Below are 15,865 nucleotides of genomic sequence, written 5' to 3'. Positions count from 1 at the left end.
GTGATCCAATGAAGACAGACGAACTGGCACGGCGCCTGGATCAGTTTGCATATGATTTCGATCCTTACGGTTACATGGATTCTATGGATGACCGGGAGGCAGGATTTGAACAGATCAAAGCAGATCTTCTGCAAGGGGATGCAAAAGGGATTCAATCATTTCTGCACGAAGCAATAGAGGACATGGAACCGGATGATGAATTATTTGGAGAGGCATCTTCTCTGCTGAACGAACTGGAATCCTATGAACGTTCAGATCGGAGAGCATCTGTTTTGGATTCCATTCGGCAGGCAGAAGGAATGAGCAGTATCCGGACAGCAGATAATAATAAGATGGCACTCGAACCGGAACGCTGAAAGGAGGAGGGCAGTGTCAAAAGTATTTAAATGGGATGAGGTCAACGGTCAGGGATCCGAACAGGAACGTGTAGAAGCTTTTCTGACAGACACCACTGATACCTATGCAATTCTGCAGTTGCGGCATGAACCGGAAACGGATGAAGAACGGTTCATGTCTTACAGCGCGCTGCACAGGAAACAGACCGAACCTGACGTTGATCATTATGAAATGGTGTATGCGGCTCCGCTGATTCCTTATGCGGATCAGGAAACGATGCTGGAGGATCTCTACCGGAGATTCAACATAGCCCGCCCGGAAGATTTTCACGGGCACAGCCTGTCGGTCAGTGATGTGATTGCCATCCGGCAGAACGGTGTGCTCTCAGCACACTACGTGGATACGATCGGCTTTCAGGAACTGCCTGGGTTCTTCTCCGGCAGGAACCATATCCGCACCCTTGAGGATATGATGGAGCAGAATGATAATCAACTGGACGGAATCATCAATAATCTTCCGGAGGAACCGCAGCCATGCAAGTGTGAGGTTAAAAAAGAATCCGTACTCGATCAGCTGAAGGACCTGAAGGAATCTGCACCGGAACCTCCGAAGGACCTGGCGGAGAAGCTGCTCGAAAAGATCAGAGAGTGAGGTGATGAAGTGAAATTTACGAAGGATGAGAAAATGCTGATGATGCTCTACAATCCGGGATCGCGCACCGGACTGATCAAAGAACTTTCGAGAATACGGGGAATGCTGACGAGGGAGGACAAGGATCTGAAGAAAATGATGAACGGCCTTCTGCCGAAGCTTAATCAGATCTCGGATAAAGATTACGATCAGATCCTGGATTCCTGTCTGTGAGTGAAAGTACGGAAGCAAAGCGCGATACGTTTATTTCTCTGCGGCTGGATCCGGATGAGGTTGAGCGGATTCAGCAGAAGATGGAGGAAGCCGGCATGCATAACCGCAGTGCCTATATCCGGAAGATGGCACTGGACGGATACTGCATCAAGCTGGATTTCTCAGAAATGCACGAGCTTGTCCGGCTGCTCGGCATCTGCAGTAACAACCTGAATCAGTATGCGAGAAGGGCAAATACGGACGGGAGCATTTACCGGGAGGATATCGAGGATCTGCAGGTCCGCTTCAATGAACTGTTTGAGGCAGGTCATACGATCGTGAATGAGCTGAAGGCTCTGGCGTGATTTCTCAGAAAGCAAAACGACATCCTTGCGGCTTGTGATCTGATCTTATATTCTGCAGACAGAAGGAGGTGCCGCAATGTTTATGATCCGAATGATTCTGAAAATATTCTCTCTGCCGCTGATTGTGATTACGGCGTTTGTCGGTGCGATCCTGAAGCTTCTGACAAATCTTTCTGCCTATGTGACCGGACCGTTCCTGATCTTCATTGCCATCTGCGATATCTACAGTCTGGTCAGGCAGAGCTGGCGGGATGTGTTCCTGCTGACGCTGATCGGTGCGGCACTCTTCGTGATTTATCTTTGTGCCGGTATCCTGATTGGATTGATGGATGATGCCAGAGACGGCCTGACCGGTTTCCTGCATTCGTAAAAACAGAATAAAATCGAGAATCACCTTCCGGGGATCGTCTGCATGTCAGATGGTCTCCGGATTTTTTATAGGGAGGTAATATGGCAGCGACCAAATTGATTTCCATGCATAAGACAAAAGGGAAGAGTTCAGTTCAGAGCCTGCAGGACCGGATCGATTACTCGGAGAATCCGGACAAGACGGAGGATGGCAAATACATTTCTTCCTATGCCTGCCGACCGGAATCCGCAGCTCAGGAATTCGCACTTTCCAAGGAAGAATACCTGCGGATCACAGGTAGAGTCTACAAGGGAGATATCCTGGCTTATCAGATCCGACAGTCCTTCAAACCCGGTGAGATCACGCCGGAAGAAGCAAATAAGATCGGTTATGAGACAGCGATGCGTTTTACCAAAGGGGAACATGCCTTTGTCGTATCGACGCATACGGACCGCAGGCATATCCATAATCACATCATCTTCAACTCCGTTGCCTTGGACTGTACGAAAAAGTTCAAGAATTTCTTCTTTTGCGGACTGGCTCTGCAGACGCTGAGCGATATCATCTGTCTGGAACACGGAAAATCCATCATTCAGAAACTGCCGGTCGGGCAGCGGAAGAAGCGGAAAACATATCCCAAACGGCATTCATTCCGCGATGAACTTCGGGGGCAGATCAGTTATGAGCTTCAGAAGAAACCGAAGTCCATGGATGCATTTCTTTCTTCATTGGAGCAATCCGGGTATGAGATAAAGCGAGGAAAGCATATCGCCGTTAAAGGACATGGGCAGAAGCGATTCATCCGTCTGGATTCCCTGGGCGAAGGATTCTCCCAGCAGGACATTGAGCAATACATCCAAGGCAATACAGAGAAACGTCCGGTCCGTAAGAAAGATGAACAGCTGGATCTCCTGATCAATCTGCAGGATAAGATCCTGTCGGGAAAAGGCAAAGGCTATCAGCGCTGGGCAGCAAAGTTCAATGTCAAGCAGATGGCAAAGGTACTGCTCTTTCTGCAGCAAAACAATATCCATGATATGAAGGAACTGCGCCGGCTTGCCTCGGAAGCATCCAGAGGAGCGGATGATTTACATGAAAAGATCCGGTCCATGGATGATCGGCTGGAAGAGATCCGACAGCTGAAGAATCACATTTTCAATTACTCCCGGACCAAGTATGTTTATGAGGAATACAGGAGGTCCGGATATGATCCGACCTTCCTCACAGAGCATGAAAAAGACATCCTCAAGCATGAAGCTGCCAAGGCTGCCTTTGATCAGCTGCCGGATAAGAAGATCCCAAAGGTAAAGGAACTGAACGAAGAATACAGCCAGATTGTAGGAGAAAAGAAAAAGGTTTATGCGGAATACCGCACAGCCAGGAATAAAGCGAAGGAACTGCAGATTGCACTGAAGAATGCTGAGATCGTCCTGGAAGATGAACGGGAACGGAAAACGTTCAAGAAGAACAATAGGGATCACAGCCTTTAAATGACTATGGTCCCTCATTATTCGTTTATGGTTTATTCTGCATTTGTTTCTTCGTCTCAATAATATCAAGGATGTGAGATTTATTATCGGTAAGTACAACCGGGTCATCTGAAGGAAGCACTGCGGATATTTCAATTAAGTCTGGTTCTGAAATATCCCATTCATTTTCTATTCTAATGCTTGATATATTCTTAGTTATAGCAAGTTCATAGAATAATTTAGGCTGCCCGGTTTTCTTATCGATTATTGCTGGGAATAGTTTAAATTGTTTCCAATTTGAAGATACCGATTCATACATGTCGATATTATTGCTGTTCTCAGCCTCCATATTTTGGAAACGAACAGGGCTCATAAATAGTTTAAGACCTTTACCATCTGGCATTCTTTGATCACCGATTGCTACTCGGTACCAATATGGATGCAATTTATCATATTTCTTTATCACTCGTATTCCGATAATATCCTCTTTATCATATGTGCCTATATCGCGGATCCACTCTTGAAATATGTATTGACAGGATTCATTTTCAAAAAGCAAAGCTATTCCATGTATGTAGCTTGGGTTAAGGAATAACAAGCCACGCCAATGACTTTGATCCCAGGCGCCAAGGTTAATTACTGAAGAAGTTTGTATCTCTGAATTTGAGGAGATATCTTGCCTGATAGCGTCCGGTATTTTCTCAAAGATTATTTTGGAATGCTCTACAGTAGTATGGTTAGTAGTGGCTTCGGATTTTTCGTTTTCTGAAGAATACATAGGTTTGTGGTCTAGGAGCATTGACGTGACATCGCAATCCTCAACCAGTTTCTCATATGAGAATACATTTATTCCTAAAGTTTCTATAGCAATAAACACACTGTTGGCAAACGACTCAGTTCTTTGAAATATTTCATCTGATTCTACCAGTGCTTTGAACTTTTCGATGCTATTATCGTCATTAAACATTAAATCGCATATTGAGGCAATCAAAGACAAAATGCAATTTGAGAAATCCTCTTGTTGTTTAAGAATAGCAGAAGAATCATAGTCTCCAAATTTCATGGTGATGTAATTGCTTACGGGCCCTACTTCACAAAGGGCAAATGGCTGTTGCCCTGGAACATGTTGCAGATGTACAGTAATTTTTCCGGTAATAGATACCAACTGTTGAGAGACTGCGGTTCCAAAGAAACTTTCAATGCATGCTAAGACTGAACTGCTGATTTCAAGTTCACCATGCGAAAATGGGCCATCTGCGTCTACATATATGTGGCATCCTAAAACTGAAGTTTCAAACTCCAAGGAGCCTTCTACACCATACCAAGGTTGTGCTTTCATTTGCTCAAGAGCAGGTTGATTTTGCCACTTGCCAATAAAGCTATCTACATTATCCTTGCTTCCGCCATACTCTTGAAGCAGAACTTCATTGTAATGACCAAAATCGTAGTTTAAGGCAATATTGGAGAAGATATAGCCATTGTTTTTAAGATATTCTGGTAGCTGGAGCAAATATGTTTCCGTTTCGTGAGGCGTTCTAAAAATTTGAATACCGAGTAAAGCGTCATAGTGCCTATCTTCATTTTCAGTATTAGGAATTTCTTGTGGGTACAAAGATTTTGTTATTCCAAGAAATCGATCAAATATTAACGAGTTAATAACATGACCAAGCTGTAGTTCAACATACTTTAACGCGCTAGCACTGGCAATCATGGCAGGAGACATTTCGCCGTATTTCATATATTGATTCATGCAAAGGCAGAAATCAAATATATAAAAGTTCCTTGCAGCCCATAATAAATTTTCGCTTTCAAATAGTTTAGCAAGATGGAATATGACCTTGATAAGCAGGTCCTTATTTTCATTGTTGTATAGACTTATTAGGGTTCTGCTGTAATAAGAAATTGCTTTATACGGCTGTTCATTTTCTATGGTTTCAGCACGCTTCACCAACATTATGGCAGCAGATTGCTTTTCTTTTTTTGCGGAAGCTACAGAAACTGCCTTCTCAAATAGAGCATCGTATTTATTGCTCGCTGAAAAGATAGGCACTTCAACGATCATTTTGAAAATGTTTTCGAGGTTTAGGTCAATATGAAGATCACTTTGGTCAAGTAGTTTTATTAAGTCGTCAATAATTTCATCCAGTGGATCACCTGTAAAAACCCTTATGGGAAAATATGCTGCATTGGCTTCAAGGATTGTGTTAGGCTTTGAGGCATCAGAAATATAATGATTGTATTCTTCTTGTATGACTTTTAAATGTTCTCTTGCATTATAGAAAGACGCTAACGCTAATGGATCGTTGTCATATCGCTGGGAAGAATCAACATCGGTGTTCATCTTTGCCAATACCTTATCGGCAGACAGCCTATATAAATTCATCCACATTGTAATAAGGTTTTGGAAGAGATGGATGTTTTTGGTTGATGTTGCTAATCGTTCATATTCTTCATAGAACCGAACATATTCGTCTGGATCGTCATACCACCAAAATACTGTACGGGATGCTTCATAAATTGCGGATGCTTTATCAATGGTTAATCCATATGTATTCGCTATTCTTTCACTCCGACGAATTAATCCTTTTACTTTTTCGTATGGGTATTCCAATTCTCTAGCGAGCGTAACATTTTCAAGACTTAATTTGACAAGTTCCGATGATTTGACATCAGACGCTTGCATTCTTTGTTCGTTAGCTTCAAATTGTTGCTGTCTAACAGCATCTTTTGCACCTGTTTTGATTTCATCTAAAAAGTTTTCGGATAAGTGCAAAGTTTCAACTGCAATACGAGTGTTATCACGATTGCCAATTACCTTGTCAATAAACCAACTTCGATCAAGTATCCTTACATCAATACTGAATTCTTTACGTAGCTCATCCTCGGCTTCAGCTCTTTTTTTGTCAGGAATGAATTGATTAGACATGAAGAAAATCTTTGTATAATTTCTTCCTTGATCTGCATTGACTTTTATGATTTTTGTTACGTCAGACTTTATTTTTGGTTTCCAATCACGTTTTGCACTGATAGCGAATGCCCATCTTTCTTTTCCTGCAGAGGGAGAACCACAATACCATTTCTCGGAAATATACTCAGAAACAGGATATGTTTCAGAATCCACCTTACTATCTCCACCGCCGGTCGGACCAGTATGGGGAATTAGATTTGGACATATTTCGCTTTGGGCAATGCGCCTGCAGAAATCTTCAAATTCATTTTCCTTGTTATTACTGGTTAAAGTGTCCAAGTAATATGCAAAAAAGTCCTGGTCCAATTTGCTTACACGAATTACAACACTATCGGAAAATTCTTCAGGGTACCGCTCTTTATAAAACTCTCTTGGAGTCATCATATTTTGAATTCCTCCTGTTAACAGCTCTTTGCCGCAGGCAAAGTTCAAGGGGATTGGGGCGCTTCCCCAACAAGCTTAGGTCCTTCGTGACACGAAGACACTGCTTGCATAGTAATGAATTACGTTTTTTGACCTGCTTTGATAATAGTATATCGTGACGCTTTTGTTGCATCAAGCGTTATAGAATATCATTTTCGAAAAATAAGAAGTGCAACATCTGCAAGTATTTCTTGTGAGGAGAGTCTACTGATGCTATCATGGTATCAGTGGATTTTTCATTTTTACAGTTTTTCATGATGGCACCAAAACATTGAGGGATAAGACTATGAGACTTAGTTACAACAAGCTTTGGAAACTCCTGATCGACAAGGGAATGAAGAAGAAGGATCTTCGTGAGGCGACGAGGATCAGTGCGAATACTGTAGCCAGGATGGGCAAGAATGAAGTCGTATCCCTGGAGGTTCTGATGAAGATCTGCGGAGCGCTGAACTGCGATATCGGAGATATTCTGGAGGTCCTTCCTGATAAAGCAGAAGCGTAACGGAGGCAACGGAATGAAGAGAAATGCATATAGCGCCGGTGCCGTGAAATTTGCCTTCTGGTTCCAGGAATTCCGGAAGGAAGTGGAACTTCTGCAGGAGGGAAAATCTTTTGAAGAGATTAAGAATCTCAGCTCAGAAGGAAACCTGTTTGGCACGCAGACACCGGCCAGATCGAGACTGATCTATAACACCGTGACAAAGCGAATCAAAGCCCTTGGCGATGATTTCTATGACCTGTATCTGGAGTCGGACATCGCAACACAGAAGCTGTTTGTTCTGTCCAGTATCATGGCAAGCGATACCCTGTTCTTCGATTTTGTCTATGAAGTGATTAGGGAGAAGATGCTGATCGGGAGCAACACCTTCACAGACGCGGACATCCGGATCTTCTTCCATAACAAGCAGGTTCAGGATGAGACAGCGGCGAAGTGGACGGATCAAACACTGAACCGGCTTGGACGGACCTATAAGGCTTATCTTTGTGAGGCTGGTATTACTGACAATGGTAAGACGGAGCGGAAGATATTGAAACCAATTCTGGATCCGTCATTCGAGCATTGGCTTTCAGATCATGAGATGGCACCGATCGTAAAAGCTTTGACGGGGGAGGCATAAGCGATGGCAGAGGAAGAAAGAGTGCGCCGCCTGCGTTCCTCGCGGCGTAACCTGAATGTCCGTCTGGATGAAATGGATGAGAAGATTCACCGGCCGACTTTCCGCCGTGCAGACGGTAAGGCCAATGAAGTGAATTATTGGGTCTTTGATTATGAACCGGAAGCGGAGCTGCAGGTTCGTGACCGTATTAACCAGATGAAGAAGCGCAATGAAAAAGGAACGGAAGGATTTCAGCTGATCGTTTTCGATCTCTATGACATCATCATCGACTATCTGGAATCCAAGAACTTCATCGAAAAGACCGAAAAGATGGAAGAACGGAACGGGCTTGATCGTGTAGTGAAAGCGGTTCAGCGGACTCTCCGCATCACGGATAAGGATAACTACCTGGTGCAGTATATCGTGGACCACACACCGGAGAATGCGGTTGTATTCATCACAGGAATTGGCAAGTGCTATCCGCTTCTGGAGGCACCGGAAGTCTTCAACAAAGTGTTCTACAACATGCCGAAGGAATTTGCTTCCACGCCGATGGTTCTGTTCTATCCGGGAACCTATACGGAGCAGGAGCTTGTCGTGTTTGACGAGCGCAAGGAAGACAATTATTACCGGGCATTCCGGATCGCAAGGTAACGAGGGGGAAGAGAGAGTATGCAGATCAGAGATATGTTCCTGAAGAATATCGACCGTGATCTTCAGGGCGTCATTATCGTCGGTCAGGATGAAAATGCGAATGTGAAACAGGAACTGGAAGAGTATGTCGTTACCAGGGAACTGCAGAAACATTTCGCGGATTTCTTCTCCGCCTATAAACAGGGCATCATCGGAAATACAACGAAGACCGGTGTCTGGATCTCCGGCTTCTTCGGATCCGGTAAATCACACCTCTTGAAGATTCTTTCCTACCTTCTGGAAAACAAAGAGATCGCCGGCAAGCATGCGATCGATTACTTTATCGATGACAACAAGATTTCCGATGCAGCAGTATTGGCGGATATGCAATTGGCAGCGCAGACACCGACGGATGTTGTGCTCTTCAATATTGATTCCAAGAGCGAGTCTAACGGTAAGGAAAACAAGGATGCGATCGTCAATGTCTTTCTGAAGGTTTTCAACGAGATGCAGGGCTTCTGCGGATCCATCCCGTATCTGGCGGATCTGGAAAAGCAGCTCTCCGACAAGGGAAGATATGAAGAGTTCAAGCAGAAGTTTGAGAAAGCCTACGGCGATTCCTGGGTAAATGCCCGCAATGACTTTGACTTCATTCAGGATGATATCGTGGACGTTCTTTCAGACATGGGCTTCATGAGTGAAGATGCGGCAAGAAACTGGTGTGAGAAAGCTTCCGGCACCTATCAGATCAGCATTGAAGACTTTGCCAAGCGTGTAAAGAAATACATCGACAGCAAGGGCAACAACCATCATGTTGTCTTTGCTGTGGATGAGGTAGGACAGTATATTGGAGACAACCGTGCCCTGATGCTGAACCTGCAGACTCTGGAAGAAGATCTTGGCCGGGAGTGCATGGGCAAGGCGTGGATCATCGTGACTTCCCAGCAGGATATTGACTCCATCGTAAAGGTCATCGGCAATGACTTCTCCAAGATTCAGGGACGCTTCGATACGAGACTTTCTCTGTCCTCCGCAAACGTCGATGCCGTCATTAAGAAGAGAATTCTGGAAAAGAAGGATACGGCAGCACAGATGCTGCGGCTTCTCTATGGACAGAAGCAAACGATTATAGAAAACCGGATTGTGTTCTCCGGATCTGTGGAACGGAAGCTCTATTCTTCTGCGCAGGATTTTGCGGATGTCTATCCGTTTATTCCGTATCAGTTCAACTTACTCGCTTCTGTATTAACAGCGATTCGTACGCATGGCGCATCCGGAAAGCATCTGTCGGAAGGTGAGCGTTCCATGCTGGCGATGTTCAAGGAGTCTGCGGCTGCATGGGGAGGCATGCCGGAAGGAACTCTGATCCCGTTCTATGCCTTCTATGCCCCGATGGAGAACTTCCTGGATCATAGCCATCGAAGTGTGATTATCAAAGCCTATGACAATGGCAAGATCAATCCGGAACATAAAGATGGGGATGTCTTTGCCATCGACGTGCTGAAGACACTGTTCCTCATCAAGTATGTTGAGGATATCCAGGCAAATATCGATAACATCACAACACTCATGATGACAAGCATTGATGAGGACCGGATTACCCTGAAGGAACGAGTGCAGGATGCGCTGACTGTTCTGCAACGTCAGATGCTGGTTCAGAAGAATGGTGATGTTTATGTCTTCCTGACCGATGAAGAGCAGGAAATCAACCGTGAGATCGAAGAAGAACAGGTGGACAATGCCGAAGTCATCAATAAGATTTCGGAGATGATCTTTGATGATATCCTGAAGGATAACCGTTATCAGTATCCGAAGTTCAATGGCCGCTATGCGTTCCGCTTCAATCAGACGGTGGATGACCGCCCATATAAGGCCAATCAGAATAATGACATCGGTGTGCACATTATCACGCCGGCAGCGGATATTGAAGATGAGATCACTCTCCGTATGATGTCCGGACAGGGGAAGGAAGTGCTGGTTGTTCTTCCAAATGACCGGAGTTTCATGGATGAGATCCAGACGTATCTGAAGATCGAGAAGTTCCTCCGACGCAACACAACATCTGCACTTACGAAATATGAATCCATCAAGGATGCAAAGCGTCTGGAAATGCGGGATCGTTCCTCCAATGCGAAAGTGTATCTCACCGAAGCATTAAAAGAAGCTGCTATCTATGTGAATGGTGATAAAGCGAATATCAAAGCCAAGGATGTCAGCAGCCGGATCAATGAAGCTGTCGGACGTCTGGTGGACACGGTTTATCACAAGCTCTCTTATATCGATGCTGCCTTCAGCGAATCCGATATCAGAAAGCTGTTCGATACCAGCAGCCAGATGAGTCTGAAGCTCGGTGATCAGGGAGAAGCGAATGTCCATGCTCTGGATGATGTCCTGCAGTATATCCAGCGTCAGACTCAGATGCATATGAAGACTTCCATGAAGACCGTAAAGGATTACTTCATGAAAGCTCCGTATGGTTTTGTCGAGGATGACGTGGACTGGCTGATCGCAAAGCTGTTCCGCAGGGGAGATCTGACCTTCTATATGAATGGTGCCCAGATCAGTCTCATCAATAAGACGAAAGACGAGATCATCTCCTATATCACGAAGAAGCAGCATCAGGAAAAGCTCATGATGGAGCAGCGGACCCGGATCTCTGATCGGGAGAAGAAGATCTGCAAGAATGTCATGAAGGAGCTTTTCCATGTCTCTACAGATTTCGATGATGAAGATCAGATGATGCAGGCATTCATCCGCAATGCACAGACCATGATGGGAGAACTGGATCGTCTGCTCGTGCAGTACGACTATGCAAAATACCCTGGCAAGAAGACTGTCAGTGACGGTAAGCGTCTTCTGACTATGATCTCTCAGTCGGAATCCACAACGGAATTTTATAAGAATATACAGCGCTATCAGGACGATTTCCTGGATTTCGCTGATTACTATGAGCCGGTCCGCAGTTTCTTCAAAGGCGAACAGAAGCAGATCTTTGACCGTGCGCTTCGCCTTATGAATATTTATGAGGACAGCAAGACCTATATCGCCGATGAGAAATTGGAAGAGAATGTCCATTCCATCGAAAGTATTCTGAACCAGCAGGAACCATATAATAATATCCCGAGGCTTCCGGAACTGCTGGAAACTTTCATGAATCTGTACAATGCAATCCTGGATACTCAGGAAGCGCCAGTGCTGGCCGCTATCCGGGATGCGGAGAAGCGAGTCATCGAAGTGCTTTCCGAAAAGCCATATAAGGCAGAGAAGGAAGCAAGATATCATCAGTACTTCTCAGATCTCTATGATCAGGCAGAGCATTGCAACAATGTCTCTTCCCTCCGGAGCTTTGCGGACAAAGCCGATGCTCAGAAGATCCGTCTCCTGAATGAGATGGATAAGATCGATCAGGATCTGGAAAGAAAGCGGATTGAAGAAGAACAGAGACGTGCCAGAGAAGAAGCAGAGAAAAAGGGTGAGAAGCCGCCGGTAGTTACGGTACCAAAGCCGCATGTAGTGAAAACGAAGAACCTGACCATCAAGGATGTCACCGGTATGGGATCTCTTCGCGTGAAATCACAGGCGGATATTGATGCCTTTGTGGCAGATCTGAAGAAACAGCTTGAGAAGCAGCTTGAAGATGACACGATCGTGAACATTGAGTTCTGATCGGAGAATGTAAGGACGGTACGCTATGAATAAGACAGCGATCAAAAACTTTGCAACATGGGCAAGAAAGAAGCTTATTGCAGATATTACCTATAAAGCCAGTCTGATGGGAATTACGAATCAGGGGATCAAGTCTGCCCTTCCGCAGTCCATGCCGGGAGAAGAAGCATATGACATCGGCACGAAGGAGCCGTATGTGATCTCCGGGGATGCTGTACGACAGAGAGCGCATCTTGCCAGGCTGATCAATGACCGGGCAAAAGGTTCTGATTATCAGGCTGCTTTTAACAGTGTGGTGGAAGAAGTCGCTTATACATGGTTCAACCGTCTGATCGCCATCCGGTTTATGGAGGTCAATGACTACATGCCGGATCATATCCGCGTGCTGTCTTCCGAGAACGGATCCAAGCTGGAACCGGATATGGTGACTACACCGTTTGATACAGAACTGGAATTTACAGAAAAAGAGAAACAGCAGATCATCCAGCTGAAAAATGACAACGCGGTCGATGAACTGTTCCAGATCCTTTTCATCAAGGAATGCAATTCTCTGAACCAGTACCTACCGCGGCTGTTTGAGAAGACTTCAGATTATACAGAGCTCTTGCTCAATGTTTCCGTCACGGATAAAGATGGTGTCGTCTATCATCTCGTCCATGACATCGAGGAACAGGACTTCGATATCAATAACATCGGTGAAGACGGCAGGCCGACCGGACAGGTGGAGATCATCGGCTGGCTGTATCAGTACTACAATGCCGAGCTGAAAGATGAGACCTTTGCGCTTCTGAAGAAGAATAAAAAGATCACGAAGGAACGGATCCCGTCTGCAACGCAGCTCTTCACCCCGGACTGGATCGTCCGTTATATGGTAGAGAACTCTCTGGGCAGAGTCTGGCTGAATGGCCATCCGAACGATGAACTGAAGAAGAACTGGATCTATTACATCGATGAAGCCAAGCAGGAACCAGAAGTAGAAGCAAAGCTTGCCGAAGAGCGGGAAGAGTATAAAAAGCTGAAACCGGAAGATCTGACACTCATGGATCCCTCTATGGGCAGCGGCCATATCCTAGTCTACGGATTTGATGTATTGATGCAGATCTATACCTCTGTCGGTTATTCCGAGCGGGATGCGGCACAGTCTATCCTAAAGAACAATCTCTATGGTCTAGATATCGACGAGCGTGCTTTTCAGCTGGCGTATTTTGCCGTCATGATGAAAGGCAGGCAATATGACCGGCGTATTCTGACCAGAGGAATTGAACCGCATGTCTATGCCATCGAGGAGAGCAATGACATCAATCGTGAGCATCTGAAATTCCTGGGCAATCTGCAGGATGAAGAGACTCGGAAGAAAAATCAGAAGGATTTAGTGCGTCTGCTGGATCAGTTCCATGATGCGAAGATCTATGGTTCCATAATCAAGGTGGAAAACTATGACTTTGATTCGCTGAGAGAATATGTACATGAAACCGAAACTGATAGACAGTTATCGTTGGAAACATTTGGCTTATTGGATACGGTAGAAGAACTTAATAAAATTATCGATGTTTCGGAACTATTAGAGAAGAAATATTTGGTAACTATCACGAATCCGCCATATATGGGAAGAAAAGGGATGAATTCAAAGATTTCAGAATTCCTTGATTTAAATTACCAAAATGGAAAGATGGATTTGTTTGCTGCATTCATCCTTCGATTACGTATCTTTACGCAAGCAAATGGTTTGCTTTCAATGATGAGTCCATTTGTGTGGCTAACAATGGGATCATATGAAAAATTTCGAGAAGAAGTAGCATCTTTAAATTCAATTGTTTGTTATTGTCAGCCACATCCTAGTTCGTTTTCTGATGCAGCTGTCTCTATTTGTACTCTTGTTTTGCGCAAGGGATTACTAAGCTATAATGGCAGTTTTATTAAAATATCGGATGTAAAAGATCCCCAAAGACAAGCCGAGGTAGTGAAATTAGTGGCTTCGGGCGATGATAAAAAACATCTATTCGTATCAAATATGAAAACATTTAAGCTGCTTCCAGGGTATAGATATTTATTCTGGCCAAGTAAACATATGTTATCTATATTAGCAAATTCTGAAAATTTAGGATCGGTATGTGCCACGAAACAGGGAATGGCAACAACTAATAATGATCTATTTCTTAGACTTTGGTACGAAGTAGAAATTGATAGAATTAACTTTAACTGTAAATCTGAAGAAGAAACAGTATCTGATAAATATAAATGGTATCCTTTCAATAAAGGTGGAGGATTTCAAAAGTGGTATGGCAATAATGATTATGTGGTGAATTTTCAGGATAAGGGAAAGGCCGTATGTGAATACATTGACAATTCTACCAGTTCTAGAGTCAAATCTAACGGCAGAGTAATTAATAGACAATATTATTTTAAAAAGTGTATTACATGGTCTGATATCTGCGGACAAACTTTTGCAGCGAGAGCGTGCAGTGAAGGCTTCATTTTTAGTATTAAAGGTGCAAGTGGTTTTACTGTGGACAGTAATTATTTTTATGTGTTAGCTCTTCTAAATAGCTATATAGGGGTAGAATTGCTCAACATGATAAATCCATCAGTCACAACTAACGTAGGTGACGTAAGCCTAATACCATTTACAATGTCTGGTGAATATAAAAGCAGGATAGATTCATTGGCCAGTGAAAATGTCCATTTATGCGTTTTGAATTGGGATTCTGTTGAAACATCATGGAATTTTAAACGTCATCCCTTGATTGCTTACAATTTGTCAGGCTTGATTTCAGATTCATTTTCTGATTGGAAGGAAGTTAGTAATCAACGGTTTACAGCATTAAAAAAGAACGAAGAGGAACTCAATAGTATTTTTATTAACATCTATGGGCTTCAAGACGAACTTTCGCCGAATGAATCAGATGCAGAAGTAACCGTTAGGAAAGCAGATTTTTCTCGTGACATTCGCTCCTTGATTTCCTACGCTGTAGGTTGCATGTTCGGCCGCTATTCTCTTGATGTTGACGGTCTTGCATATGCTGGTGGGGACTGGGATGCCAGCAAGTATTCCACTTTCATGCCGGATGCTGACAACGTGATCCCGATCACAGATGAAGAGTATCTGGATGACGATATTGTAGGTCTGCTGATCCAGTGGCTGAAGAAGGTGTACGGGGAAGATACGCTGGAGGAGAATCTCGACTTCATTGCCAAAGCACTGGGCAACAAGGGCAATACCAGTCGTGAGATCATCCGGAATTATTTCCTGACGGATTTCTTCAAGGATCATTGTCAGACATATTCTGTAACGGGATCCGGGAAACGACCGATTTATTGGCTCTATGATTCCGGAAAGCAGAACGGGTTCAAGGCTTTGATTTACATGCATCGGTACAATGAAGATACGACCGGTGTCGTTCGCGTGAAGTATCTGCACCGCATGGAGCAGATTTATACGAATGAGATCGACCGGATGCAGGACATGATGGACCACAGCAAGTCCGCGCATGATGTATCGGTTGCTTCCAAGCGGAAGGAGAAGCTGCAGAAGCAGCTGAAGGAATGCCGGGATTACGACGAAAAGATCGCACATCTGGCATTGGATCGGATCGCGATCGATCTCGATGACGGTGTGAAGGTCAATTACCGTAAAGTCCAGACCGGCAGCGACGGCAAGTTCTATGAAGTTCTTGCGGATTCGAAGAACATCATGAGCAAACAGTAGAAGGAGACAT

Annotated in this window: 12 protein-coding genes; 11 read left to right on the top strand and 1 reads right to left on the bottom strand. The window is 44.3% G+C overall.

The genetic code is table 11. The features are described from left to right. Positions 1–8: 8 nt before the first annotated feature. From C1714_RS12230 to C1714_RS12205, 6 genes are all read left to right on the top strand, one after another. Positions 9–356, top strand: a complete 348-nt coding sequence (locus C1714_RS12230) for a hypothetical protein (protein WP_102343508.1) — start codon at positions 9–11, stop codon at positions 354–356. A 13-nt stretch (positions 357–369) separates the two neighbouring features. Beyond that, positions 370–987, top strand: a complete 618-nt coding sequence (locus C1714_RS12225) for a YodL domain-containing protein (protein WP_102343507.1) — start codon at positions 370–372, stop codon at positions 985–987. A gap of 9 nt (positions 988–996) precedes the next feature. Continuing rightward, entirely contained in the window at positions 997–1,200 is a 204-nt protein-coding gene (locus tag C1714_RS12220; protein WP_102343506.1) for a transposon-transfer assisting family protein, read from the top strand. Next, the gene (locus tag C1714_RS12215) at positions 1,197–1,544 is read left to right on the top strand and encodes a plasmid mobilization protein (protein ID WP_167850062.1); all 348 of its coding nucleotides are present in this window, start codon (positions 1,197–1,199) and stop codon (positions 1,542–1,544) included. Before C1714_RS12220 ends, C1714_RS12215 begins: the two co-directional genes overlap by 4 nt. Positions 1,545–1,620: 76 nt before the next feature. Further along, positions 1,621–1,914, top strand: a complete 294-nt coding sequence (locus C1714_RS12210) for a hypothetical protein (protein ID WP_102343505.1) — start codon at positions 1,621–1,623, stop codon at positions 1,912–1,914. A gap of 80 nt (positions 1,915–1,994) precedes the next feature. After that, positions 1,995–3,383, top strand: a complete 1,389-nt coding sequence (locus C1714_RS12205) for a relaxase/mobilization nuclease domain-containing protein (protein ID WP_102343504.1) — start codon at positions 1,995–1,997, stop codon at positions 3,381–3,383. A 25-nt stretch (positions 3,384–3,408) separates the two neighbouring features. On the opposite strand, the gene C1714_RS12200 is transcribed toward C1714_RS12205, so the two are convergent. Beyond that, entirely contained in the window at positions 3,409–6,714 is a 3,306-nt protein-coding gene (locus C1714_RS12200) for a hypothetical protein (protein WP_102343503.1), read from the bottom strand. 325 nt (positions 6,715–7,039) lie between these two features. Between C1714_RS12200 and C1714_RS12195 the strand changes: the two genes are divergently transcribed. Genes C1714_RS12195 through pglX form a run of 5 tightly spaced genes read left to right on the top strand, consistent with a single transcriptional unit; the run spans position 7,040 to position 15,855 of the window. Next, positions 7,040–7,255 carry a helix-turn-helix domain-containing protein gene (locus C1714_RS12195; protein ID WP_102343502.1) on the top strand — a complete coding sequence of 72 codons (216 nt, stop codon included), beginning with the start codon at positions 7,040–7,042 and terminating at the stop codon, positions 7,253–7,255. A gap of 13 nt (positions 7,256–7,268) precedes the next feature. Then, positions 7,269–7,871 carry a DUF1819 family protein gene (locus C1714_RS12190; RefSeq protein WP_102343501.1) on the top strand — a complete coding sequence of 201 codons (603 nt, stop codon included), beginning with the start codon at positions 7,269–7,271 and terminating at the stop codon, positions 7,869–7,871. A 3-nt stretch (positions 7,872–7,874) separates the two neighbouring features. Continuing rightward, complete coding sequence (locus C1714_RS12185) at positions 7,875–8,504, top strand: DUF1788 domain-containing protein (RefSeq protein WP_102343500.1); 630 nt, start codon at positions 7,875–7,877, stop codon at positions 8,502–8,504. A gap of 18 nt (positions 8,505–8,522) precedes the next feature. After that, the gene (brxC, locus tag C1714_RS12180) at positions 8,523–12,149 is read left to right on the top strand and encodes a BREX system P-loop protein BrxC (RefSeq protein WP_102343499.1); all 3,627 of its coding nucleotides are present in this window, start codon (positions 8,523–8,525) and stop codon (positions 12,147–12,149) included. Positions 12,150–12,174: 25 nt separating this feature from the next. Further along, positions 12,175–15,855 (top strand): BREX-1 system adenine-specific DNA-methyltransferase PglX, encoded by a 3,681-nt coding sequence (gene pglX / locus C1714_RS12175; protein WP_102343498.1) that lies wholly within the window; start codon positions 12,175–12,177, stop codon positions 15,853–15,855. The last annotated feature ends 10 nt before the right edge of the window (positions 15,856–15,865 follow it).

This window comes from Galactobacillus timonensis (genome assembly GCF_900240265.1).
GTDB lineage: Bacteria > Bacillota_I > Bacilli_A > Erysipelotrichales > Erysipelotrichaceae > Bulleidia > Bulleidia timonensis.
The sequence above is the reverse complement of the archived record's forward strand: the minus strand, read 5'-3'. Positions and strand labels throughout refer to the sequence as shown.